Origin of the sequence: Herbiconiux daphne (assembly GCF_024979295.1) — a bacterium.
Classification (GTDB): Bacteria; Actinomycetota; Actinomycetes; order Actinomycetales; family Microbacteriaceae; genus Herbiconiux; species Herbiconiux daphnes.
Genome location: NZ_JANLCJ010000005.1, coordinates 150,452 through 172,106, shown reverse-complemented (window position 1 = coordinate 172,106; position 21,655 = coordinate 150,452). Strand labels below are relative to the sequence as shown.

General features: G+C 70.3%; 16 protein-coding genes. 8 read left to right on the top strand and 8 right to left on the bottom strand.

Annotated features, from left to right (window positions below; all coding sequences use genetic code 11):
• Positions 1-51: 51 nt before the first annotated feature.
• On the top strand, positions 52-300 hold the full coding sequence (locus N1032_RS14450; protein WP_077055322.1) for a WhiB family transcriptional regulator: 249 nt from the start codon (positions 52-54) through the stop codon (positions 298-300).
• A 95-nt stretch (positions 301-395) separates the two neighbouring features.
• On the opposite strand, the gene N1032_RS14445 is transcribed toward N1032_RS14450, so the two are convergent.
• Positions 396-1,889: a sensor histidine kinase gene (locus N1032_RS14445; RefSeq protein WP_259539853.1), complete on the bottom strand. Its 1,494-nt coding sequence runs from the start codon at positions 1,887-1,889 to the stop codon at positions 396-398.
• 380 nt (positions 1,890-2,269) lie between these two features.
• On the opposite strand from N1032_RS14445, the gene N1032_RS14440 reads away from it, so the two are divergent.
• Positions 2,270-2,668, top strand: coding sequence for an Rv3235 family protein (locus N1032_RS14440; protein ID WP_259539852.1), 399 nt, complete (start codon positions 2,270-2,272; stop codon positions 2,666-2,668).
• A gap of 77 nt (positions 2,669-2,745) precedes the next feature.
• On the opposite strand, the gene secA is transcribed toward N1032_RS14440, so the two are convergent.
• From secA to mtrA, 6 genes are all read right to left on the bottom strand, one after another.
• On the bottom strand, positions 2,746-5,685 hold the full coding sequence (gene secA / locus N1032_RS14435; protein WP_259539851.1) for a preprotein translocase subunit SecA: 2,940 nt from the start codon (positions 5,683-5,685) through the stop codon (positions 2,746-2,748).
• A gap of 126 nt (positions 5,686-5,811) precedes the next feature.
• Positions 5,812-6,546 (bottom strand): ribosome hibernation-promoting factor, HPF/YfiA family, encoded by a 735-nt coding sequence (gene hpf / locus N1032_RS14430; protein WP_259539850.1) that lies wholly within the window; start codon positions 6,544-6,546, stop codon positions 5,812-5,814.
• Positions 6,547-6,661: 115 nt separating this feature from the next.
• Positions 6,662-7,417 carry a ComF family protein gene (locus N1032_RS14425; protein ID WP_259539849.1) on the bottom strand — a complete coding sequence of 252 codons (756 nt, stop codon included), beginning with the start codon at positions 7,415-7,417 and terminating at the stop codon, positions 6,662-6,664.
• A gap of 61 nt (positions 7,418-7,478) precedes the next feature.
• Entirely contained in the window at positions 7,479-9,167 is a 1,689-nt protein-coding gene (locus tag N1032_RS14420) for a GerMN domain-containing protein (RefSeq protein WP_259539848.1), read from the bottom strand.
• Positions 9,160-11,034, bottom strand: coding sequence for an MtrAB system histidine kinase MtrB (gene mtrB, locus N1032_RS14415; RefSeq protein ID WP_259539847.1), 1,875 nt, complete (start codon positions 11,032-11,034; stop codon positions 9,160-9,162). Before mtrB ends, N1032_RS14420 begins: the two co-directional genes overlap by 8 nt.
• Before the next feature lie 13 nt (positions 11,035-11,047).
• Entirely contained in the window at positions 11,048-11,725 is a 678-nt protein-coding gene (mtrA, locus tag N1032_RS14410) for an MtrAB system response regulator MtrA (protein ID WP_259539846.1), read from the bottom strand.
• Positions 11,726-11,930: 205 nt separating this feature from the next.
• Between mtrA and N1032_RS14405 the strand changes: the two genes are divergently transcribed.
• The 5 genes from N1032_RS14405 (at position 11,931) to N1032_RS14385 (ending at position 18,702) form a co-directional block, all read left to right on the top strand.
• Positions 11,931-13,655, top strand: coding sequence for a glycerophosphoryl diester phosphodiesterase membrane domain-containing protein (locus N1032_RS14405; RefSeq protein WP_259539845.1), 1,725 nt, complete (start codon positions 11,931-11,933; stop codon positions 13,653-13,655).
• On the top strand, positions 13,652-14,344 hold the full coding sequence (locus N1032_RS14400) for a DUF4129 domain-containing protein (protein ID WP_259539844.1): 693 nt from the start codon (positions 13,652-13,654) through the stop codon (positions 14,342-14,344). The genes N1032_RS14405 and N1032_RS14400 overlap by 4 nt, the downstream gene beginning before the upstream one ends.
• Complete coding sequence (locus N1032_RS14395) at positions 14,341-15,705, top strand: DUF4350 domain-containing protein (RefSeq protein WP_259539843.1); 1,365 nt, start codon at positions 14,341-14,343, stop codon at positions 15,703-15,705. The genes N1032_RS14400 and N1032_RS14395 overlap by 4 nt, the downstream gene beginning before the upstream one ends.
• Before the next feature lie 101 nt (positions 15,706-15,806).
• A complete protein-coding gene (locus N1032_RS14390; RefSeq protein WP_259539842.1) occupies positions 15,807-16,838 on the top strand; it encodes an AAA family ATPase in 1,032 nt (343 codons plus the stop codon).
• Between the two features lie 556 nt (positions 16,839-17,394).
• Positions 17,395-18,702: a DUF58 domain-containing protein gene (locus tag N1032_RS14385; RefSeq protein ID WP_259539841.1), complete on the top strand. Its 1,308-nt coding sequence runs from the start codon at positions 17,395-17,397 to the stop codon at positions 18,700-18,702.
• A gap of 1,005 nt (positions 18,703-19,707) precedes the next feature.
• Here N1032_RS14385 and N1032_RS14380 read toward each other — a convergent pair.
• Positions 19,708-20,703: a stage II sporulation protein M gene (locus N1032_RS14380; protein ID WP_259539840.1), complete on the bottom strand. Its 996-nt coding sequence runs from the start codon at positions 20,701-20,703 to the stop codon at positions 19,708-19,710.
• 17 nt (positions 20,704-20,720) lie between these two features.
• Between N1032_RS14380 and N1032_RS14375 the strand changes: the two genes are divergently transcribed.
• Entirely contained in the window at positions 20,721-21,641 is a 921-nt protein-coding gene (locus N1032_RS14375; protein ID WP_259539839.1) for an RDD family protein, read from the top strand.
• Positions 21,642-21,655 lie beyond the last annotated feature (14 nt).

The window sequence follows — 21,655 nt, the reverse complement described above, 5'->3', positions numbered from 1 at the left end:
ATCCTTTAGGTCGTTCGACCAAAGCACCCTGCTATTTAAGGAGCTCCCGCTATGGATTGGCGCGACAAAGCCGCCTGCCTGACCGCTGACCCGGAACTTTTCTTCCCCGTAGGAAACACCGGCCCGGCCGTCGATCAGATCGATAAGGCAAAGGCCGTCTGCGCCCGATGCTCCGTCACCGAGGTCTGCCTCCAGTACGCACTGGAGACCGGTCAGGATTCCGGAGTGTGGGGTGGCCTGAGCGAAGACGAGCGTCGTGCGCTGAAGCGCCGTGCCGCGCGCGCGCGCCGCGCCTCCTGAGACTCCCCCGACTCTCGAGACACCCCTAGCAAACCGCTTACCCACGGACTTACCCGCCGTCACCCACGGTCGACGATCGTCGACTCCCGCCTTCGTCATGGCTTCTTGAGCCAGCGGAACGGGATCTCGATCGTCACGACCGTTCCGCTGCCGACCATGGTGTGCCAGTCGATCGTGCCGCCGAGTTCGCCCTGGATGAGCGTGCGCACGATCTGCGTGCCCAGCCCTGAGCCGACCTTGCCCTCGGGCAGACCGGTGCCGCTGTCGCGCACCTCGACCGTCAGCGTCTCCTCGGAACGGGTGGCCACGATCTCGACCTCACCCTCCTGACCGGCGAGGCCGTGCTCGACGGCGTTCGTGACCAGCTCGGTGAGCGCGAGGGCGAGCGGCGTCGCGTATTCGCTCGGCAGCACACCGAAGCTGCCCGACGACTTCGGGTGCACAGTCGTGTTGTGCGCCGAGGCGACCTCGGCGACCAACAGCAGCACCCGGTCGAACACGGTGTCGAAATCGACCCGCTGGTTGAGGCCCTCGGAGAGCGTGTCATGCACCACTGCGATGGCCGCCACGCGGCGCATGGCCTGCGTCAGCGCCTCGCGCGCCTCGTCGGAGTGCGTGCGGCGGGCCTGGATGCGCAGCAGCGACGCGACGGTCTGCAGGTTGTTCTTGACCCGGTGGTGGATCTCGCGGATGGTCGCGTCTTTCGTGATGAGCTCGCGCTCCTGGTGGCGCAGCTCGGTGACGTCGCGGCTCAGCACGATGGCGCCGAAGCGGTGTCCCCTCGTGCGCAACGGAATCGCCCGCAAAGACACTGTCACCCCTTTGGCCTCGATGTCGGTGCGCCACGGCGCCCGGCCGGTGACGACCAGCGGCAGCGACTCGTCGACGATGAGGCGGCCGCTCAGCAGCCCGGTGGTGACCTCGGCCAGCGACTGACCCTCCAGCTCGCCGGCGAACCCCATGCGGTTGAAGGCCGAGAGGCCATTCGGGCTGGCGAAGGTGACGATGCCGTCGACGTCGAGCCTGATCAGACCGTCGGATGCGCGCGGTGCGCCGCGACGCGGACCGGTGGGGGCGCCGAGGTCGGGGAAGTCTCCCGCCGCGATCATGGCGAAGAGGTCGTTGGCGCACTCGTTGAACGTGAGTTCTTGACGGCTCGGGGTGCGCGCCTCACTCAGGTTGGTGTGCCGTGTGATCACGGCGATGGGACGATCGGTGGTGGTCTGCTCCGACACCGACAGGCGGCGCAGCACCGGCACGGCCCGCACGCGTGTGGGGGTCTCTTCGTACCAGTCGGGGGCGGCGGTGTCGACGATCTGGGCGCTCTCGAATGCGTCGGTCACCTGTTTGCGCCACTCGGGTTTGATGGTCTGGCCGACGAAGTCGCGATAGAACAGCGTGGCCGAGCTCGACGGGCGCGAGTGCGCCACGGCCACGAACGTTCCGTCGACGGTGGGCACCCAGAGCACGATGTCGGCGAAGGCCAGGTCGGCCAGAAGCTGGCAGTCGCTGACCAGAAGGTGCAGCCACTCGACGTCGGCTTCGGTCGAGCTGCCGTGGGCGGATACCAGATCGCTGAGTGTTGACACGTGTTCTAGCCTACGGTGACCCTGCCTGGGGAAAGAGCGGGTGGCGCCTGCGGGCTCGTGTAGCTGCTGATGCAAACAGGCTCCCGTGACCGCGTTTCCCTACGAAGCGGCCACGGGAGCCGTTTCATTCCGACCGGGATTGCGGTAGGTCGGGGGAACGGGCATCCCCGGTCGGAAACTTCAACTCTTTGTGTGACTACAGTTCACCAGCCGGAGCGGGGGTGGTGTTATGAGCAATTGCCACCTAATGGCGACCGCCGGATTGTGGAATCCACAGGGCACAAACGCTGCTGGACAACCCAAGTCGACACTGGTTGAGTAACAGCCTCCAGCAGTGAAATCGAGCATTGCTTACCGAGATACCGATCGAAGGAGCTCCATTGACCACGCGTTCGATCGCGACATCCACGGTGCCGAGGCCGGCCGCTGACACCAGGGAACTTCCCGACCCCCGACCACTCGCCGAGAACCTCGCGCGCTGCGTCGTGGAGATCCTCTCGGGCACGCGCGACCTCGATCAGATCGCGCGATGGCTGTCGGCCGACGTGCACGCGCACCTGATGAAACGCGTCGTGCTGTCGAACCGGGCGCGACAGGCCCGCGGCGAGGTGCCGTCGCGGCTCACCTTCACCATGGGCACGACCGTGCTGTGCGAGCCGCAACCCGGCGTGGTCGAGGCGGTCGTGATCGTGCACGGCCGCGCGCGGTCACGGGCGGTCGCCATCCGGCTCGAAGTGCTGGGTCAGCGCTGGCGGGCGAGCGCCATCCACGTGCTCTGAACGGGCTCCCCCGAGCGGTGGGCTCTGACCGACTTGCTCTCAGCCGTTGCGCGCGGGGCGGCCGGAGTGCGCGGGCGTCAGCCCTTCTTCTTGCCCTGGGCGCGGCGCTGAGCGCGGTTGCCGCTGCCTGACGAGCCCGACCCGGACGGCTTGGGACCGCCGGACTGCTGCTTCTGAGCTGCGGGCTTTTGGCCGCCCTGCTGCTGACCGCTCTGCTTCTGCGCGCCCTGCTTCTGGCCGCTCTGGCCGCCACCCGTCGAGGGCCGTGCCGCCGGCGCGGACTGCGCCGGCGCGGGCGCCGAGCCGGTGCGCGAGAACGCGCTCGTGACCGGTGCCGACTTCTCTTGCGCCTCTTGGGCACGGGCACTGGCGGCCTGCTCGATCTGGCCCTTCTGGTTGCGCACCTCGACGCCGCCCGAGTCGCTCGGCGCCGAGAAGCTGAGCTTCTCGGCCGGAGCGGTGGGCTGGGTGAGACCCTTGGCCTCGACCTTCGGCGCCCCCACCTCGGTGGGCGAGGCGTTGACCTCGACCTCAAGGTTGAACAAGAAGCCGACCGTCTCTTCGCGGATCTGGCCCATCATCGACTGGAACAGGGCGAAGCCCTCACGCTGGTACTCCACGAGGGGGTCGCGCTGCGCCATCGCGCGCAGGCCGATGCCGTCTTTCAGGTAGTCCATCTCATAGAGGTGGTCGCGCCACCGGCGGTCGATCACCGAGAGCACCACGCGGCGCTCGAGCTCGCGCATGGCGGCCTCGCCGAGCGTCTCCTCGCGGCGCTGGTAGGCGATCTTGGCGTCGGAGAGGATCTCGCGCGACACGAACTCGCGGTTCACGCGGCCTTTGGCGCCGGCCTCGGCGATGACCTCGTCGATCGTGATCGAGATGGGGTAGAGCGTCTTCAGCTCGGTCCACAGGGCATCGAAGTCCCAGTCGTCGCCGTTGCCGGCGGCGGCGTGGTCGGAGATGATCTCGTCGATGACCTCTTCGAGGAACTTCTGCGAGCGGTCCTGCAGGTTGTCGCCCTCGAGGATGTGGCGGCGGTCGCTGTAGATCGCCTCGCGCTGGCGGTTCAACACGTCGTCGTACTTCAGCACGTTCTTGCGGATCTCGGCGTTGCGGCCCTCGACCTGCGACTGGGCGCTGCGGATGGCGCGCGAGACGACCTTCGACTCGATGGCCAGGTCGTCGGGAACGCCCGAACGGCCCATCAGGCTCTCGGCCGCGCCGGCGTTGAACAGGCGCATCAGGTCGTCGGTGAGCGACAGGTAGAAACGGCTCTCGCCCGGGTCGCCTTGGCGGCCGCTACGACCGCGCAGCTGGTTGTCGATGCGGCGCGACTCGTGGCGCTCGGTGCCGAGCACGTAGAGGCCGCCGGCCTCGACGACCCGCTCGGCCTCTTTGGCCACGTCTTCTTTGACCGATGAGAACACGTCGTCCCACGCGGCCTCGTAGTCGTCGGGAGTGTCGACGGGGCTCAGGCCGCGGGCGTTCATCTCGGCGACGGCGAGGAACTCGGCGTTGCCGCCCAGCATGATGTCGGTGCCACGGCCGGCCATGTTGGTGGCGACGGTGACCGAGCCGAAACGACCCGCCTGGGCCACGATGGCGGCCTCACGCGCGTGGTTCTTGGCGTTCAGCACCTCGTGGCGCACGCCGCGCTTGGCGAGCAGGCGGGAGAGGTATTCGCTCTTCTCGACGCTCGTCGTTCCGACCAGCACGGGCTGGCCCTTCTCGTGACGCTCCACGATGTCTTCGACCACCTGGTCGAACTTCGACTGCTCGTTCTTGTAGACGAGGTCGGGCTGGTCGATGCGCTGCATCGGCTTGTTGGTGGGAATGGCGACCACGCCGAGCTTGTAGGTGCTCATGAACTCGGCGGCCTCGGTCTCGGCCGTTCCGGTCATGCCCGACAGCTTGTCGTAGAGCCGGAAGTAGTTCTGCAGCGTGACGGTGGCGAGGGTCTGGTTCTCGGCCTTGACGGCGACGCCCTCTTTCGCCTCGATCGCCTGGTGGATGCCCTCGTTGTAGCGACGACCGGCCAGGATGCGGCCGGTGTGCTCGTCGACGATGAGCACCTCGCCGTTCAGCACCACGTAGTCTTTGTCTTTCTTGAACAGCGCCTTGGCCTTGATGGCGTTGTTGAGGAACGAGATGAGCGGAGTGTTGGCCGACTCGTAGAGGTTGTCGATGCCGAGGTAGTCTTCGACCTTCTCGATGCCGGGCTCGAGCACGCCGACGGTGCGCTTCTTCTCGTCGACCTCGTAGTCTTCGTCGGCGACGAGCTTGGTGGCGATCTGGGCGAACTCGTTGAACCACCGGTTCGCCTCACCGGATGCCGGGCCCGAGATGATGAGCGGGGTGCGCGCTTCGTCGATGAGAATGGAGTCGACCTCGTCGACGATCGCGAAGTGGTGGCCGCGCTGCACCATGTCGGAGGCCTGCCAGGCCATGTTGTCGCGCAGGTAGTCGAAGCCGAACTCGTTGTTGGTGCCGTAGGTGATGTCGGCTTCGTACTGCTTGCGCCGCTCGGCCGGGGTCTGCCCCGAGAGGATGCAGCCGGTCGTCATGCCCAGGGCGCGGAACACGCGACCCATCAGCTCGCTCTGGTAGCTGGCGAGGTAGTCGTTCACGGTGATGACGTGCACGCCCTTGCCGGCGATGGCATTGAGGTAGGCCGCGGTGGTGGCGACCAGGGTCTTGCCCTCACCGGTCTTCATCTCGGCGATGTTGCCGAGGTGAAGCGCGGCTCCACCCATGAGTTGCACGTCGAAGTGGCGGAGGCCGAGCGTGCGGGTCGCGGCTTCGCGCACCGCGGCGAAGGCCTCGGGAAGAAGGTGGTCGAGGCTCTCGCCGCCTTCGAAGCGTTCGCGCAGGCGGGGAGTCTCGTCTTTGAGCTCGTCGTCGGAGAGCGCCTGGAAGTCTTCTTCGAGTGCGTTGATCGCCTTCGCGTAGTTCTGGAGCTTGCGAAGGGTTCGGCCCTCGCCGACACGAAGGACCTTTTCAAGAACTGAGGCCACGGAGTTTCTCCCACTGCAGTAGTCGCTGCGCTGGTCGCGCAAGCGTAAGCAATACTAGTTGCTCGCGCCTGAGCGTCGGCGGCGCATCCGCTGCGTTCGCAGTGGGAGAAACCCCGCGAGAACGCCCTAGCCCGCGGCGGCTCCGACCGCAGCGGGGGTCTGCTCGGCGAACGCGTCGGCGTTCTCGTCGAGCCCGATGACGCCGTAGTCCCAGCCCTTGCGCCGGTAGACGACGCTCGGACGCCCGGACTCGGCATCGATGAACAGATAGAAATCATGACCGACGAGCTCCATGTGGTAGAGCGCGTCGTCGACGGTCATCGGAGTGGCTCCGAAGACCTTCGTGCGGATGACGACGGGGCAGTAGACCTCGTCGTCGGCCTCATCACCGGAAAGGGAATCGGTCGAGCCGGACGGCGCAGCCGACGAGACCTCGTCGACGGGCTGCGGCTCGCGACGACGGGTGATCACGTCGGAGTCGGCCGGGCGCACGTCGATCACGCTGAAGCCGCCGGTCGCGGCCTCGTGCAGCGAGACGGGGCGATGTTGGCCCCGGTGCACCTTCTTGCGGTCTTTCGCTCGGCGCAGGCGCTGCATCAGTTTCGCGAGGGCGAGATCGAATGCGGCGTACTTGTCGCTCGCAGCGCTCTCGGCCCGCACGAGAGGGCCAGGCCCGATGAGCGTGAGCTCGACCTTGTCATCCCCACTTTGCGTCCCGTTGGCCGAATTGTGTCGACACACCTTGATCTCGAGAGCCAGAGCCTTGTCGGCGAGGTGCGCGACCTTCTCTGCCTTCTCGCTCGCGTAATCGCGAAATCGATCGGTGATCCCTAGGTTTCTTCCAGTGATGTTGACTTCCATGGAGACCTCCTAGCCATATTGGGTGGCGCCCGCCCCGGCACAAGGTCGGGAACATTCGCGCCTTGTGCAGATCACGCTACCTCGGGCGCACCGGGCTGTCACCGGTTAAACCCCTTCACGTCACCTTTCGTTTCACTGTGCGCGCCAGACACGCCGCCCCGACGACCCGGCCGCCCGCCAGAGTGATGGCACGATGCGCCTCGGCCAACGTCGACCCGGTGGTGAGAACGTCGTCGACGAGCAGCACCTGCGCGCCATCGCCGTGCCAGGGCGCCCGGCCACCCGCGCGAGAGCGCCCGTTCGCCCGCATCGCTCCACGCAGGTTGTCGCGACGCTGCGCCGCCGAGAGCCCGGCCTGGTCGGCGATCTCGCGCACGAGCTCGAGTCTCGGCGCCGGCGCGACGCGGTGGCCGGCGAGCCGCACGAGGTCGTCGACCGGGCGGTGGCCCCGCCGCCGCACGGCGGAGCGCGCCGAGGGCATGACCACCAGCCGCAGGTCGGGCGGGCGGCATCCGCTCGCCGCCACGGCCGCGTCGAGGGCGGCACGCATGGCCGGAGCCAACGACCGCAGCACGTCGGTTCGGCCGTGCTCCTTCACGGCGCCGAGCAGGCGTGCGACCACACCGCCGTAGTCGAGGGCGGCGATCACCGGCACCGCGAGACCCGGCGCACCCGCGGGCGACGGGCCGGCGCGCACCGTGACCAGCCGGGGTTCGAGGCACGCCCGGCAGGCCGCGCAGACGCCGACGTCTAGCGCACCGCACCCCGCGCACACCACCGGCGCGAGCACCGCCGCCGCCTCGCCGAGCCACCCGGCCAGCGGATGCCGCCGCCATCGCGACCCCGCCTCGAAACCCTCGTTCGCTCTCATGACCCCATCGTGAACGGACGACGAGATCAGGGGGCGCGCGGAAGCGGATCTGTGGAAAACCTCAGTTCTGCACAGCCAGGCGGGTGATGCCTGTCGCGGTGGCCTGCCAGGCGTTGCCGCGCAGTTGGAGCAGCCCGCCCTCGCTGGTCAGCACCCGCACGCCGGCGAGATCGTTGCCGCCGGCCATGGTGACGGCGCCCGACGGCGCGCCGAGCTCGGAGGTCTGACCGCCGAGCTGCTGCGATCGGGCCCGCGCCTCGCCCGCGGGCAGCACCGTGATCGACGCGACCGTGAGCTGGTCGACCCAGGTGGCGTCGACCGGTGCTCCGCTGCCGCTCGCGAGCTCCACCGGCTGGCCGAGCTTCTGCGGCACGCCGTCTTGGTTGCGGATCACGGCGGCGACCACCAGTCGCGGCAGGCCACCGACCGACAGGAACGCGAGCGCCCGGGTTCCGTCGCGCGAGATCTCGAGCGAAGTGATGCCCGAGGCGCCGTCCCACGTGGTCGGGATCGTGATCGCCGCGCCATCGGTGCCGTAGGCGCTCACCGACGTCGGCGAGGCCGCGGGCACCGACCACACGTAGCCGAACGGGTCGACGGCGGGATCGATCAAGCCGGCGCGCTGGTCGAGAACGGCCGGCGCGGTCGACCCGCGAACCGCCCAGACCGCGCCGTTGCCGGCCTTGACGGCCGCCGTCTCGGACGTGGCGGAATACGCCGCCGCGAGGGGCTGCAACGACTCGACGCCGTCGCTGATGCCGTCGATCGGTGACACCGACTGGCCGGTGAGGTAGCCGAACGCGTTGTCACGCAACACGAGAGGCAGCGCGTTGACGCGCGGCGCGGCATCCGCCGGTCTCACGTTCGAGGGCGGGATGGGCACGGCGTTCTGGTCGACCGAGATGGTGATGTTCGACGCCGAGGCGAGGTCGCTGAGGCTGGCGCGTAGCTGTTCCTGCATGCGCACGAGGTCGACGGCGTCGGACTGCAGCACGTTGCTCGAGAGCTCGACCTGCGTCTGGCCCCCGGAGGTGACCACCGCCGTGGTCTGGGTGCCGTCGGGGAACGCCGTCACGACGGCGCCGTCGCCGAGCCAGGCCGTGGGGCCGGCGAGCAACGCCTTCACCACTCGGGTGCCGACCGCCGTCGTGGTGGGGAACCAGCGCAGGTCGGGCACCAGGAAGGTGAACGTGGGGTCGTAGAAATAGAGGGCGTGCGAGCTGAACACCTGGTCGAAGAACGCGTTCTCGATCACCACGCCGTCGTCGAGGCCGTCGATGCGCCACTCCCCGTCGACCTGGGTGAACGTGAAGCGCAGCGCGGTCGGCGGGGCCGGCGGGTTCTCGGAGTAGGAGCCGTTCGAGTCGACGTCGGCCACCACCGTGACCGACATGTCGAGCGTGGTGTCGTCGACCGTCGAGATCGGGCGCGTGCCGGAGTCGACGGTGGTCTTGGCGTTGGGCTTCCAGGTGTCGGCCGCCGACTTGGTGAGGTAGCGGCGGGCGATCTGGTAGTCGTCCTGCGGGCTCTTGGCGGCCAGGATGAAGCCGGTCAGGATCTGCTGCTGGGTCGCGCCCTTGGTGGGGTCGGCGGCGAGGAAGATGACGTCGATGTCGTCGTCGGTGCCGATGGCGTCGCCGGCCTCGACGGAGCCCGACCGCGGGATGCCGCTGCACGCGGTCATCGCGACGAGCAGGATGGCGCCCAGCATCGCGACGACGGCGCTCAGCAGTTTTCGGCGTCTACGCATGATCGGCCCCGCTCTCTGCTGGTTGGGGCCGGGCTGCTTCGGACCGGGCTGGTTCGGGCCGGGCTGCTTCGGGCCGGGCTGGTTCCGGCAGCGCCGGTTGCCGCTCGGCTGGTCGCGTCTCGGTGGCGCGACCGGATGCCGCGGCCGCCGCCGCCGCGGTGACGGGCGCGATCGGCGTGATCGGCCCCGTGGCGCCCGCGGGCGGGCGCAGCTCGGCCACCGCGGGGGCCTCGCCGAAGGCGTCCGCGGGTTCGAGCGGCAGCGGGGACTCCCCGATCTGCCGCCCCTGCACCCGCGGCAGCGTGAGGCGGAAGCACGTGCCGCCGCCCTTCTTCGACCACAGGTCGAGGGCTCCGCCGTGCAGGGTGGCGTCTTCGAGCGAGATCGCGAGGCCGAGCCCCGTGCCGCCGATGGTGCGCTTGCGTGAGGGATCCGCGCGCCAGAACCGGTCGAACACCCGCCCGGCCTCGTCGTCGGTCATGCCGCTGCCGTAGTCGCGCACCGACAGGGCGACCGAGCGCTCGTCGCTGTCGACGCTCACCACGATCGGCTTCCCCTCGCCGTGCTCGATCGCGTTGCCCAGCAGGTTGCGCACGATGCGCCGGATGCGCCGGCCGTCGACCTCGGCCTCGAAATAGCCGCCGGGAGCCACGAGCCGCAGGTCGGAGCCCGCCTGCTCGGCGAGCGACTGCATCTGGTCGATCGCGTCTTCGGCGAGCCGCACGAGGTTGGTGGGCTCGGTGTCGAGGTGCGCAGAGCCGGCGTCGAACCGGCTGATCTCGAGCAGGTCGCCGAGCAGCGCCTCGAACCGCTCGATCTGGGTGTGCAGCAGCTCGGCCGTGCGACCCGTTGCGGGCGGGAACGTGTCGCGCTGGTCGTAGAGCACGTCGCCGGCGAGCCGGATGGTGGTGAGCGGTGTGCGCAGTTCGTGCGAGACATCCGACACGAACCGCTGCTGCACGAGCGACAGATCGGCGAGCTGGGTGATCTGGGACTGCATGCTGTCGGCCATGCCGTTGAACGACCGGGCCAGGGTGGAGATGACGTCTTCGCCGCGCTCGGGGATGCGCACCTCGAGCTGGCCGGCGGCGAGCTTCTCGCTCGTCTCGGCCGCCATGCGGATGGGCTGCACCACGAGCCGCACGATCACCCAGGCGACCAGCCCGATCAGAATGACGAGCGCGAGCCCGCCGAGCCAGAGCGTCTGCTGCACGAACACGAGCGTCTGCTCGGCCTCGGCGAGGTTGTAGCCGATGTAGAGCTCGAAGTCTCCGGCCCCCGGGATGGTGAGCGGCGAGCCCACGATGATGCCCGGGTCGGTGCCGCCCGACTCGTTGTCGAGGGGCACCGACTGCCAGTACTGCTCCACCCCGTCGGGATCGTCGGCCACCTGCTGCTGCAGTTCGTCGGTGATGACTCCGGATGTCGCCAGCTCGGGGCTTGCGAACGACAGCACGGTCGTGGCATCCGTCGTCTCGCCCGGCGTGGCGTAGAGCGCGATTAGCCGGCTCGACGACGACGCGATGATGGCCGACTTCGCCGAACTCAGGAGCGAGATGGTGGAGGCCTCGCCCGACGCGTCGGAGGAGTCGAAGATGGTCTGTGCGGCGGTGGCGGCGTTCTTCGACTCGACGAGCACCTGGTTGAGCCGCGACTGGAAGAGGTCGTTGCCGATCGAGACCGACATGTAGGTTCCGGTGGCCACCACGGCGATGGCCGAGAGCGCCACGGTAATCACGATGGTGCGGAACTGCAGCGAACGTCGCCACGCGCGGGCGATCTGCCGGGGCCAGGTGCGCACGTTGCGGGTGTTGCGCAGCACCGTGGGGCCCAGACGGCTCCGGCGGATGCCCGGCGAATCGGTCATGGCCGTGGGCGCGTCAGGACGTGCCGGCGCGGTAGCCGACACCGCGCACGGTCATCACGATCTTCGGGTTGTCGGGGTCTTCTTCGACTTTCGCGCGAAGCCGCTGCACGTGCACGTTCACGAGCCGGGTGTCGGCCTTGTAGTGGTAGCCCCACACCTGCTCGAGCAGCATCTCGCGGGTGAAGACCTGCTGAGGCTTGGTGGCGAGCGCCAGCAGCAGGTCGAACTCGAGCGGCGTGAGGTTGATGCGGTCGGCGCCGCGCTTGACCTCGTGGCCGGCGACGTCGAGCTGCAGGTCGCCGATCTGCAGCAGGTCAGGCGTGTTCTCGGGTGTCGGGCGCAGACGGGTGCGGATGCGCGCCACGAGTTCTTTGGGGTTGAACGGCTTCACCACGTAGTCGTCGGCGCCGGATTCGAGCCCCTTCACGACATCCGAGGTGTCGGTGCGGGCCGTGAGCATGATGATGGGGGTGCCGGACTCGGCCCGGATGAGACCGCACACCTCGATGCCGTCGAGGCCCGGCAGCATGAGGTCGAGCAGCACCAGGTCGGGCTTGGCGTCGCGGAAGGCCGCGAGCGCCTCGCCGCCGTCGGCGCAGAACACCGGATCGAAGCCTTCGGCACGCAACACGATGCCGATCATCTCTGCAAGGGCGGTGTCGTCGTCGACAACGAGAATGCGAGGGTCCATTTTGCTGTTTCTTTCGGGTCGGCAGGCGTTGCCACGAGCTCCGTTGCGCGCGGCGCCGCCGAATCAGGCGTGCACTGCGACAAGAGTAGTCGAGCCGTCGGGGCACCTTCTCGACGGATGCCGAGAAAACTCTGAGCGAGTATGGAAGCATGGAGAGTGTAGGACGGGTGGCTCGCACACCAGCGCTGGGGGTTGAGGATCACCGATGAGCGACAACGACAACTGGGCTCCGCCGACGCCGGGGGGCCCGGGCGACACCCGTCGACCTGAGCCCGGGAGCGGGGCGAGCGAGGGCGAGCCGGAGGGCGGTGCCGCGGGCGGGCAGGCGGGGGCGCCGGTGCCACCGGTGGGGCAGCAGCCGCAGGCGCCCTTTGGGCAGTATGCGCCGCCGGCGCAAGCATCCGATCCACTCGTCACCCCCGCGCCGTCCGCTCTGCCCGCGCAGCCCCAATACGGGCAGTATGCGCCGCCGCCCGCGCCGCCCGTAACGCCCGCGCAACCGCAGTATGGGCAGTACGCGCCACCGACCGCGCCGCCTTCCGTGCCGCCCGCTGGGCAGTACCCGCCGCCGCCCGCCGGGCAGTACCCGCCGCCGCCCGCTCCGCCGTACGGGCCGAACGGCGCCTATCCGCCGCCGCTCGGCTCCGCGACCGCCTCGGCACCGGCACAGCCGCAGTACGGGCAATACGCCCCGCCGCAACCGCCGGCCGCGCCGCAGTACGGCCAGCCGGGTGCGTATCCCCCGCCGCCGGCCTACGGACAGGCCGCATACGGACAGCCGGCCTACGGACAGCCGACCTACGGGCAACCCGCCTACGGACAACCGACCTACGGACAGCCCGGCTACGGACAGCCCGCCTACGGCGTGCCCGCCTACGCCCAGCAGGGCTATCAGCAGCCCGGCGCCCAGGGGTGGGCGCCGCCGCCGAAGCCCGGGCTCATCCCGTTGCGTCCGCTCGGATTCGGCACCCTGCTCGGAGCGCCCTTCCAGGTGCTGCGCCGCAACCCCAAGGCGACCTTCGGCAGCGGCCTGATCGTGCAGCTCGTGATCGTCATCGTGACGGTGCTCTTCGTCGGCGCGGCCGCGGTGTGGGCGTTCTCGCGGGCCGCCAACGTCGCCTCGGCCGACGCCGACGCGGTGAACTCGGGCAATGTCGCGATCCTGCTGGTGTCGGCGCTCATTCCGCTCGCCCTCTCGCTGTTCGCCTCGGCGCTGCTGCAGGGCGTGCTCGTGGTGGAGGTCGCTCGCGGAACCCTCGGCGAGAAGCGCCGGCTGGGCGAACTGTGGCGGGCCGCGTTCCGGCGCATCCTGCCGCTCACCGGATGGTTCGCCCTGCTCGCCCTCGCCGTGCTGATCGGCGTCGCTCTCATCATCGGCGTGATCGTGCTCGTCGCGGCCATCGGGCCCGGCGCGATCGTCGTCGGCGTGCTGCTCGGCCTGCTGCTCGGCGCCGCGATCACCGCCCTGTTCGTCTGGCTCGGCACCAAGCTCTCCCTGGTGCCGAGCGTCATCGTGCTCGAGAAGGCGGGCGTCGGCACGGCGATGCGGCGATCGTGGCAGCTCACCGCCGGCAACTTCTGGCGCACCTTCGGCGTGATCGCCCTCGTCTACGCCATCCTCTACGTGGCGACGCAGATTCTCTCGACGCCGATCTCGTTCCTGCTGCCCGCGGCCGCGGCGATCGTCGACCCCAACAACACCGGTTCGGGCATCGTCGCGATCGGCGCGATCTACCTGCTGTTCGTGGCGTTCACGATCGTCATCAGCGCCATCACCTCGGTCATCCAGGCGTCGACCATCGCCGTGATCTACATCGATCTGCGCATGCGCAAAGAGGGGCTCGACATCGAGCTCACCCGGTTCGTCGAATCGCGCCAGTCCGGACTCGACGACTGGCCCGACCCCTACCTGCCCCGGCAGCGCGGATGACGGCTGCCGCGTCGATCGCGAGCCTCGCCGCTCGCCTGCCCACCGACATCCCGGTCGACCCCGACGCCGACCAGGCGCGGGAGTGGCTGACCAACGAGCTCGGCAAACCGCAGTACCAGGCGGCCCGGCCGACCTGGTTCGACCTCGTGTCACAGGCGATCGGCGACTGGCTGGCATCGCTCCGTCTGCCCTCGGGTGAGGGCCTCGGCGCCCTCGTGCCACTCATCGTGGTGCTGGTGCTCGTGGCGCTCGTGGTGGTGGCCTTCCTCGTGTTCGGGCGCCCGCGGCTGAACCGGCGGAGTCAGGTCGCGACGGGGGCCCTGTTCGGTGCCGACGACACACGCTCGGCAGCCGAGTTGCGCGCATCGGCGGCGCGCGCCGCGGGCGACGGCGACTTCACGACCGCCATCGAAGAGGCCTTCCGCGCTCTCGCCCGCCAGCTCGCCGAGCGCACGATCGTGATGACCGCACCCGGAACCACCGCGCGCGACTTCGCCCAGCGCGCCGGCGTCGCGTTCCCCGCCGCGAGCGCCGAGCTCATCGCCTGCGCGATGCTCTTCGACGGCGTGCGCTACCTCGATCGGCGCGGCACCCGCGAGGAGTTCGATCGCGTCACGACCCTCGACCGGCGGCTGCAGGCGGAGCGCCCGGTGGCCCTCGACCGCATCGAGAGCGAGGTCGTGCGATGACTGCCGCGCCGCCCGCCGCCCCCGTGCCGCCGATGCCTTCCGCGCCGGCCGGGCCGGGCGGGCTGGTCGAGCCCGTCGGGCCCGTCGGGTCGGGCTCGCCCGGCGCCGCGGCGGTCACCGCGTCCGCCGTGGCGGAGACGCCCCGGCTGCGCACCACCGCCCGGCGCTGGCTGTTCTGGGTGGTCGTCGTGGTCGCGGCCGTCGTGTTCGCCGTGATCTCGGTGCTGCTGACCGCGTCGGGTGCGCCCGACGCCGAGCGGTTCTCCATCGGCTCGGCCGGCCCGAGCGGCAGCGAAGCGGTGGCCGAGGTGCTGCGCCAGCAGGGCGTCGACGTCGTGGCCGCCGGCACGATGGCCGAAGCCGTGGCGGCTGTGGACGCCGCCGACGGCGACGCGACCGTGCTCTTCATCGACCCCTACGGCTACCTCGACGACGACCAGTTGGGGCAGGTGGGCGGCCTCGGTTCCGAACTCGTGCTGGTCGAGCCGGGCAGCGCCGAGCTGTCGGTGTTCGCCCCGGCCGTCGCACCCGCCGGTGCCGCCGAAGAGGCCGACGCGGTCGACGCCGGATGCCGCCTGCCGGCCGCCGAGCGGGCAGGCGACATCTCCCGGCCCACCGCCACCTACCGGATGATCGATGCCGGGGCCGATTCGGTGACGTGCTTCCGGTCGTATGACGACGCGTTCGGGGTCGTGCAGGTGCCGGGCGATGCGGATGCCGGCTCCGGCTCCGGCTCCGACTCCGGTACCGTCACCGTCTTCGGCGCGGGCGACGCGCTCACGAACGACGGGGTGTTGCTGCGCGGCAACGCGGCGCTCTCTCTGGGAGTGCTCGGCACGCATCCGACGCTCGTCTGGTACATGCCCACCTACGCCGACGTCGCCGGAGGCCCCGAGCCGACCATCGGTGAGCTCACGCCGGGGTGGGTGACGCCCGTGATCCTGCTGCTGCTCGTCGTGGTGGTGGCCGCCGGCGTCTGGCGCGGGCGCCGGTTCGGACCGGTGGTGGTCGAGAACCTGCCGGTGACCGTGCGCGCGAGCGAGACCATGGAGGGGCGCGCCCGCCTCTATGCCAAGCAGTCGGCGCACGTTCGGGCGCTCGACGCGCTGCGCATCGGCACGATCTCGCGGCTCACCGTGGCTCTCGCGCTGCCGCGTCACGCATCCGTGGTCGACGTCAGCCGTGCCGTCGCGAGCGTCACCGGACTGCCGGTCGACCAGGTGCACGACACGCTCGTGGGGGCGTTGCCGCGCTCGGAGGCCGACCTGCTCGCTCTGAGCGACCGTCTGCTCGTGCTCGAGCAGGCCGTGCACCGGGCGACGCACGACGGGCCGCCGGCCACGTCGTCGCCTTCCGGGTGACGGTCGCCGCGGCATCCGTGCGTGCACTCACTCGCGCACCCGCACCCCCACTCGCACTCGCACTCGCACTCGCACGACCCTCAGAACAGTAAGGACAACGGATGACCGACCAGCCTCAGTTCCCCACCTCCGCCCAGCCGGGCGGCCAGGCCGAACCGACGCCCGCCTCGGCAGGCGCCGCGGGCGATCAGCTGCGCCAGTCGCTCGCGCGGGTGCGCGCGGAGGTCGGCAAGGCGGTGGTCGGGCAGGACGGCGCCGTCACCGGCCTCATCATCGCTCTGCTCGCGCGCGGGCACGTGCTGCTCGAGGGCGTGCCGGGCGTCGCGAAGACCCTGCTGGTGCGGTCGATCAGCCAGGCGCTCAGCCTCGACACCAAGCGTGTGCAGTTCACGCCCGACCTGATGCCGGGAGACGTCACCGGGTCGCTCATCTACGACGCGAAGGCGGGCGAGTTCTCGTTCCGGCAGGGGCCGGTGTTCACCAACATCCTGCTCGCCGACGAGATCAACCGCACTCCCCCGAAGACGCAGTCCGCGCTGCTCGAGGCGATGGAAGAGCGCCAGGTCAGCGCCGACGGCGTCACGCGAAAGCTGCCCGACCCCTTCCTCGTGGCCGCTACGCAGAACCCGATCGAGTACGAGGGCACCTACACGTTGCCCGAGGCCCAGCTCGATCGCTTCCTGCTCAAGCTCGTGCTCGACCTTCCGGAGCGCGACACCGAGGTGTCCGTGCTCACCCGTCACGCCAACGGCTTCAACCCGCGCGATCTGGTGGCGGCGGGAGTGACCCCGGTGCTCGGCCCCGTCGAGTTGCGCCAGGCTCAGGATGCCGTCACCGCCGTTCAGGCGTCGCCCGACGTGCTCGCCTACATCGTCGATCTGGCGCGGGCCACCCGGCAGAGCCCCTCGGTCAAGCTCGGCGTCAGCCCGCGCGGAAGCACCGCGCTGCTCGCCGCGGCCAAGGCCTGGGCGTGGCTGAACGGATACCCCGGCGTCACCCCCGACCACGTGCAGGCGATGGTGCTGCCGGTGATGCGCCACCGCATCCAGCTGCGCCCCGAGGCCGAGCTCGAGGGGGTGTCGGTCGACGCCATCCTGCGCTCGATCCTCACCCAGGTGCGGGTGCCCCTATGAGTGCTCCCGCTCGGGAGGCCACCGTTATCCCCACGGTCGCTCGGGAGGCCACCGTTATCCCCACGGTCGCTCGGGAGGCCGAAACGGCCGCCCGACGGGCAAACGACCGCCCGACGCTCGGAGACTCTGATCGCTGGCAGGCCGGTCAGCGGCATCCTGCGACCGTTTCTCAGCGCCGAGGAGCCGGCGCCGCTGCTAGAGCGGCAACGTCCTTGCGGGTCGGCGGCCGTGCTGCTCGGGAGGCCACCGGCACCCCCACGCTCGCTCGGGAGGCCGAAACGGCCGCCCGACGGGTAGATGGCCTGCCGAAGCACGGGCGTCGAGCTCCCGGGACTGTTGGTCGGCGGCATCCAGCGCCAGATCCTTACCCACGAGCGGGTGCCGCCTCGAGCGCGGCGCCCTTCACGCTGCTCCTCGCGGGTCCCGTTCACGAACTCGCCAGCTTCCGAGCTGGTGCTCCCGGTCGGGAGGCCGTCGGCACCACCAAGCTTCGTCGGGAGGCCGATTCGGCCGCCCGACGGGTGGGTGGCCTCCCGCAACTGCGGGGGCGGGCGCGATGACGGTTTCGGGGCGGTTGGTGGCGCTGCTCGCGGTTGGGGTGGTGCCGATCGTGTGGCTCGGGGAGCTTTATGACTCGGCGTACGCGGTGCTGCTGGGGTGGTTGGGGCTGATGGTGGTGCTCGTGGTCGTGGACCTCGTGCTCGCGGCATCCCCTCGGCGGCTGGCCGTCGATCGCACCGTGCCGGCGCGGGTGCGACTCGGCGAGACCGTCGCCAGCACGCTCTACCTGACCAACACGGGCAGGCGCACGCTGCGCGCGGTGGTGCGCGACGCGTGGCAACCCTCGGCGGGTGCGAGCACCACGCGCTCCCCCGTTGTCATTCCGCGGGGTGAGCGGCGGGCGATCACGATCGCGCTCACGCCGTTCCGCCGCGGCGAGCGGCGCACCGAACGCGTCACCGTGCGGTCGTTCGGCCCACTCGGTCTGGCCGCTCGGCAGGCGACACTGCGGGCGCCCGGGCGCATCCGGGTGCTGCCGCCATTCAACGCCCGCAAGCACCTGCCCTCGCGGCTCGCTCGGCTGAGGGAGCTCGACGGGCGGGCGAGCGTGATGATCCGGGGGCAGGGCACCGAGTTCGACAGCCTGCGCGAATACGTGCGCGGCGACGACGTGCGCTCGATCGACTGGCGGGCCACGGCCCGGCACAGCGACGTGATGGTGCGCACCTGGCGGCCCGAGCGCGATCGTCGGGTTGTGATCGTCATCGACACCGGTCGCACGCAGGCCGCGCGCATCGACGACGAGCCGCGCATCGACACCTCGTTCGAGAGCGCGCTGCTGCTCGCCGCCCTCGCCACGCGCGCGGGCGACCGCGTCGACCTCGTGGCCTATGACCGGCGGCTGCGCGGACGCGTGCACGGGGCATCCGGGCCTGAACTGCTCTCGCGCATGGTCGACGTGATGGCGCCGATCGAGCCCGACCTGATCGAGATGGATTGGACCGCCGTTCCGGGCCTCGTGCGCCAGGTCACCACGCAGCGCTCGCTCGTGGTGCTGCTCACCGCCATCGACGCGCCCGGCATCTCGCGAGAGCTCATGTCGATCGTGCCGCAGTTGACGCGCAATCACCTGGTTGTCGTGGCATCCGTCACCGATCCGGATGTCGTGGCGGGCGTTCTCGAGCGCGGCGACCGCGACGAGGTCTACCGCGCCGCCGCTGCCGAACGCGCCCTGCTCGACGTGGCCCGGGTCACGACGGTGCTGAAGCGGTACGGCGCCGATGTGATCACGGCCGCTCCTGCCGACCTGCCGCCGGCCCTCGCCGACCGCTACATCGCGCTCAAGGCCGCCGGGCGCCTCTGAGTGCGGCGCTCGCGCGCCGCCGCGAGAAGTCACGATCTGTGGGTTGCGGGGCGGTTTTGGCGCCAATAGTGACTTCTCGGCGGGGTGGAAGGTGGCGCGCGGCCTGCTCGAGCGGGCTGACCGGGGCACGCGGCCGCCGAGAAGTCACGATCCGTGGGTTGCGGGGCGGTTTGGGCGCCAAAAGTGACTTATCGGCGAGGTGGGAAGTCCCGCGCGGCGAAGCCAGCGCGGGCGGGCCTGCAGGCTTTCGCGGAGGGGCGCTGGCTACACGGGCCGGGTGTGCGGGCGCGCGCCGTCGAGAAGTCACTGTCGGTGGATGTGGGGCGGTTTGAGCACGAAAGGTGACTTCTCGGCGGAGTGGTGATTGGGCAGGGGCCCGGGCCAGCACCGGGCGAGCGCGACGCGGGCGTGCGGGCGTGGGGTGCTGCGGGGGTGCGCGAGCGGGCTTAGCGAGTGGGCGGACCGGGCGGGATGCGCCGGCCCGCCAGCGAGAAGTCACGATCTGTGGGTTGCGGGGCGGTTTTGGCGCCAAAAGTGACTTCTGGGCGGGGTGGGGAGGTGGCGCGGGGGCTGGGCGGGCGAGCTGCGGGGGGTGCCCCGCTGTCGAGAAGTCATGATCTGTGGGTTGCGGGGCGGTTTTGGCGCCAAAAGTGACTTCTCGGCGGGGTGGGGATTTGGCACGGTTCGGGCCAGCACAGGGCGAGCGTGCGGGGCGGGTGGTGCGGCGGGGCTGCGCGGGCGGGTGTAGCGGGCGGGCGCCGGCGGGCTGCGCCGGCCCGCTGCCGAGAAGTCACGTTCTGTGGGTTGCGGGGCGGCTTTGGCACCAAAAGTGACTTCTGGGCGGGTGGTGGGGCCGCGCGGGGCACGCGGGGTGCGGCGGCTGCGCGGGCGGGCTAGGCGGGACCGCGCTGTCGAGAAGTCACGCTTTGTGGGGTGCGGGGCGGTTTTGGCGCGAGAAGTGACTTCTGGGCGGGGTGGGGGCAGAGCGGCGCGCGCGGGACGCGGTCAGCCGGCGACGAGTTGCTTGGCGCCGGACTCGAATTCGTCGAGGTCGCCGGTGTGGCCGGCGCGGGCGGCGCGACCGCCGATGACGAGCATGTAGAAGAGGAAGGCCAGCAGTGCGACCGCGCCGATGCCGATCTTGAGCCACCAGGGCCAGGGTGCCGGGGTCACGAAGCCCTCGATGACGCCCGAGACGAGCAGCACGAACACGAGCCCGATGGCCACGGTGAACAGCGACCGCCCGTTCTCGGCGAGCGACCGGCCGCGGGTGAGCGCGCCGGGGGCGACCCAGGCCCAGAAGATGCGGATGCCGGCCGCCGCAGCCACGAAGATGGCAGTGAGCTCGAGCATGCCGTGCGGGAGGATGTAGAGGAAGAACGTGTCGCCGTGCCCGGTCTCGAACAGCACCGCGGCGCTGATGCCGAGGTTCTGTGCGTTCTGCAGCACGATGTAGGGCACGTAGACGCCCAGGATGCCGAAGGCCAGGCATTGGGCGGCGATCCAGGCGTTGTTCGTCCACACCTGGCCGGCGAACGAGGCGGCGGGGTTCTCGGAGTAGTAGTCGACGAAGTCTTCCTCGGCGAACTTCTTGAGCTCGTCGCTCGAACCGAAGGCGGCGAGCACGGCGGGGTTCTGTGTGATCCAGAGCGCGTAGAGGGACGCGATGACGACGGTGGCCACCGCGACGGCGAGCGTGAGCCAGCGGATGCGGTAGAGCGCCGCCGGCAGCTGCACCCCGAAGAACATCGGCAACTGCCGGAACAGGTTGGTGCCCGCCCCGGTGAACCGCAGCCGCGCCCGCGAGAGCGACACCGACAGACGATCGCCTTGCGCAGTGGAACCCGCGACCGTCTTGATGGCCGAGAGCTGCGTCGAGCCCGACTGGTAACGCTCGATCAGCTCGTCAGCCTCGCGCCCGGTGAATTCACGGCGTCGGCCGAGTTCATCGAGACGATCCCATTCGTCGCGATGGGCTGAGGAGTAGGCGTCGAGATCCATCTGATTAGATGATATTCATGACGCAGCCGTTCAGGGTGGAATCAGGCAGCACCGCGAGCGCGGCAAGCTCCGCGAGCCCGGCAAGCACCGCGAGCCCGGCCGGCTGGGCCGAAGCCTCCGCCGTCGGCGACGACGAGCTGCTGACCGGCGAGGCCGTCGCCCTCGACGTGCGTCCGGCCGGCTTTCTGCTGCGCAGCGCCAGCGGGGCCATCGACTTCGCCGTCTACGTGGGCGGCTTCATCCTCTTCGTCGTCGGCTATCTCGTCGTGCTCGCCGACGCGGGCATCGACGCGGCTCTGGCGCAGGCGCTGTTCACCGCCACGCTGGTGGGATGTCTCGTGATCGCGCCCATCGTGGTGGAGGTGGCATCCCGTGGCCGTTCGCTCGGCAAGCTCGCCATCGGCGCCCGCATCGTGCGCGACGACGGCGGGGCGATCTCGCTGCGGCACGCGTTCATCCGGGGCGTCACGGGTTTCGTCGAGATCTACCTGACACTCGGCGTGCTCGCCTTCGTGACGGCTCTGCTCAACGGGCGCTCGAAACGGCTCGGTGACCTGCTCGCGGGCACCTACAGCCAGCACGAGCGGGTGCCGCATCCGTTGCCGTTCACCGTGGGCGTGCCGCCCGAGCTGCTCATCTGGGCGCAGACGGCGGATGTCGCGAAGCTTCCCGATCGGCTCTCCCGCCGCGTCGTGGCGTTCCTCACCCAGGCCGACCGCATGACCCCGGCCACCCGCGAGCGCCTCGCCCTGGAGCTCGCCGGCGAGGCCGCCCCCTTCGTGTCGCCGCTGCCGAACGTGCACCCGCACACCTTCTTGCTCGGCGTGGCGGCCATGCGGCGCGACCGGGAGTACCGCGCGCTCATGCTCGAGCGCGACCGCCTCGCCCGGGTCGACCCCATTCTGCGCGGCCTGCCGAACGGCTTCCCCGACCGCTGACGCCGGCGGGGCGA

Coding starts and splice junctions, on each gene's coding strand:
- N1032_RS14450 (WP_077055322.1), top strand. CDS start 52: ATGGATTGGCGCGACAAAGCCGCCTGCCTGACCGCTGACCCGGAACTT.
- hpf (WP_259539850.1), bottom strand. CDS start 6,546: ATGGAAGTCAACATCACTGGAAGAAACCTAGGGATCACCGATCGATTT.
- N1032_RS14425 (WP_259539849.1), bottom strand. CDS start 7,417: ATGAGAGCGAACGAGGGTTTCGAGGCGGGGTCGCGATGGCGGCGGCAT.
- N1032_RS14420 (WP_259539848.1), bottom strand. CDS start 9,167: ATGCGTAGACGCCGAAAACTGCTGAGCGCCGTCGTCGCGATGCTGGGC.
- mtrB (WP_259539847.1), bottom strand. CDS start 11,034: ATGACCGATTCGCCGGGCATCCGCCGGAGCCGTCTGGGCCCCACGGTG.
- mtrA (WP_259539846.1), bottom strand. CDS start 11,725: ATGGACCCTCGCATTCTCGTTGTCGACGACGACACCGCCCTTGCAGAG.
- N1032_RS14405 (WP_259539845.1), top strand. CDS start 11,931: ATGAGCGACAACGACAACTGGGCTCCGCCGACGCCGGGGGGCCCGGGC.
- N1032_RS14400 (WP_259539844.1), top strand. CDS start 13,652: ATGACGGCTGCCGCGTCGATCGCGAGCCTCGCCGCTCGCCTGCCCACC.
- N1032_RS14395 (WP_259539843.1), top strand. CDS start 14,341: ATGACTGCCGCGCCGCCCGCCGCCCCCGTGCCGCCGATGCCTTCCGCG.
- N1032_RS14390 (WP_259539842.1), top strand. CDS start 15,807: ATGACCGACCAGCCTCAGTTCCCCACCTCCGCCCAGCCGGGCGGCCAG.
- N1032_RS14385 (WP_259539841.1), top strand. CDS start 17,395: ATGACGGTTTCGGGGCGGTTGGTGGCGCTGCTCGCGGTTGGGGTGGTG.
- N1032_RS14380 (WP_259539840.1), bottom strand. CDS start 20,703: ATGGATCTCGACGCCTACTCCTCAGCCCATCGCGACGAATGGGATCGT.
- N1032_RS14375 (WP_259539839.1), top strand. CDS start 20,721: ATGACGCAGCCGTTCAGGGTGGAATCAGGCAGCACCGCGAGCGCGGCA.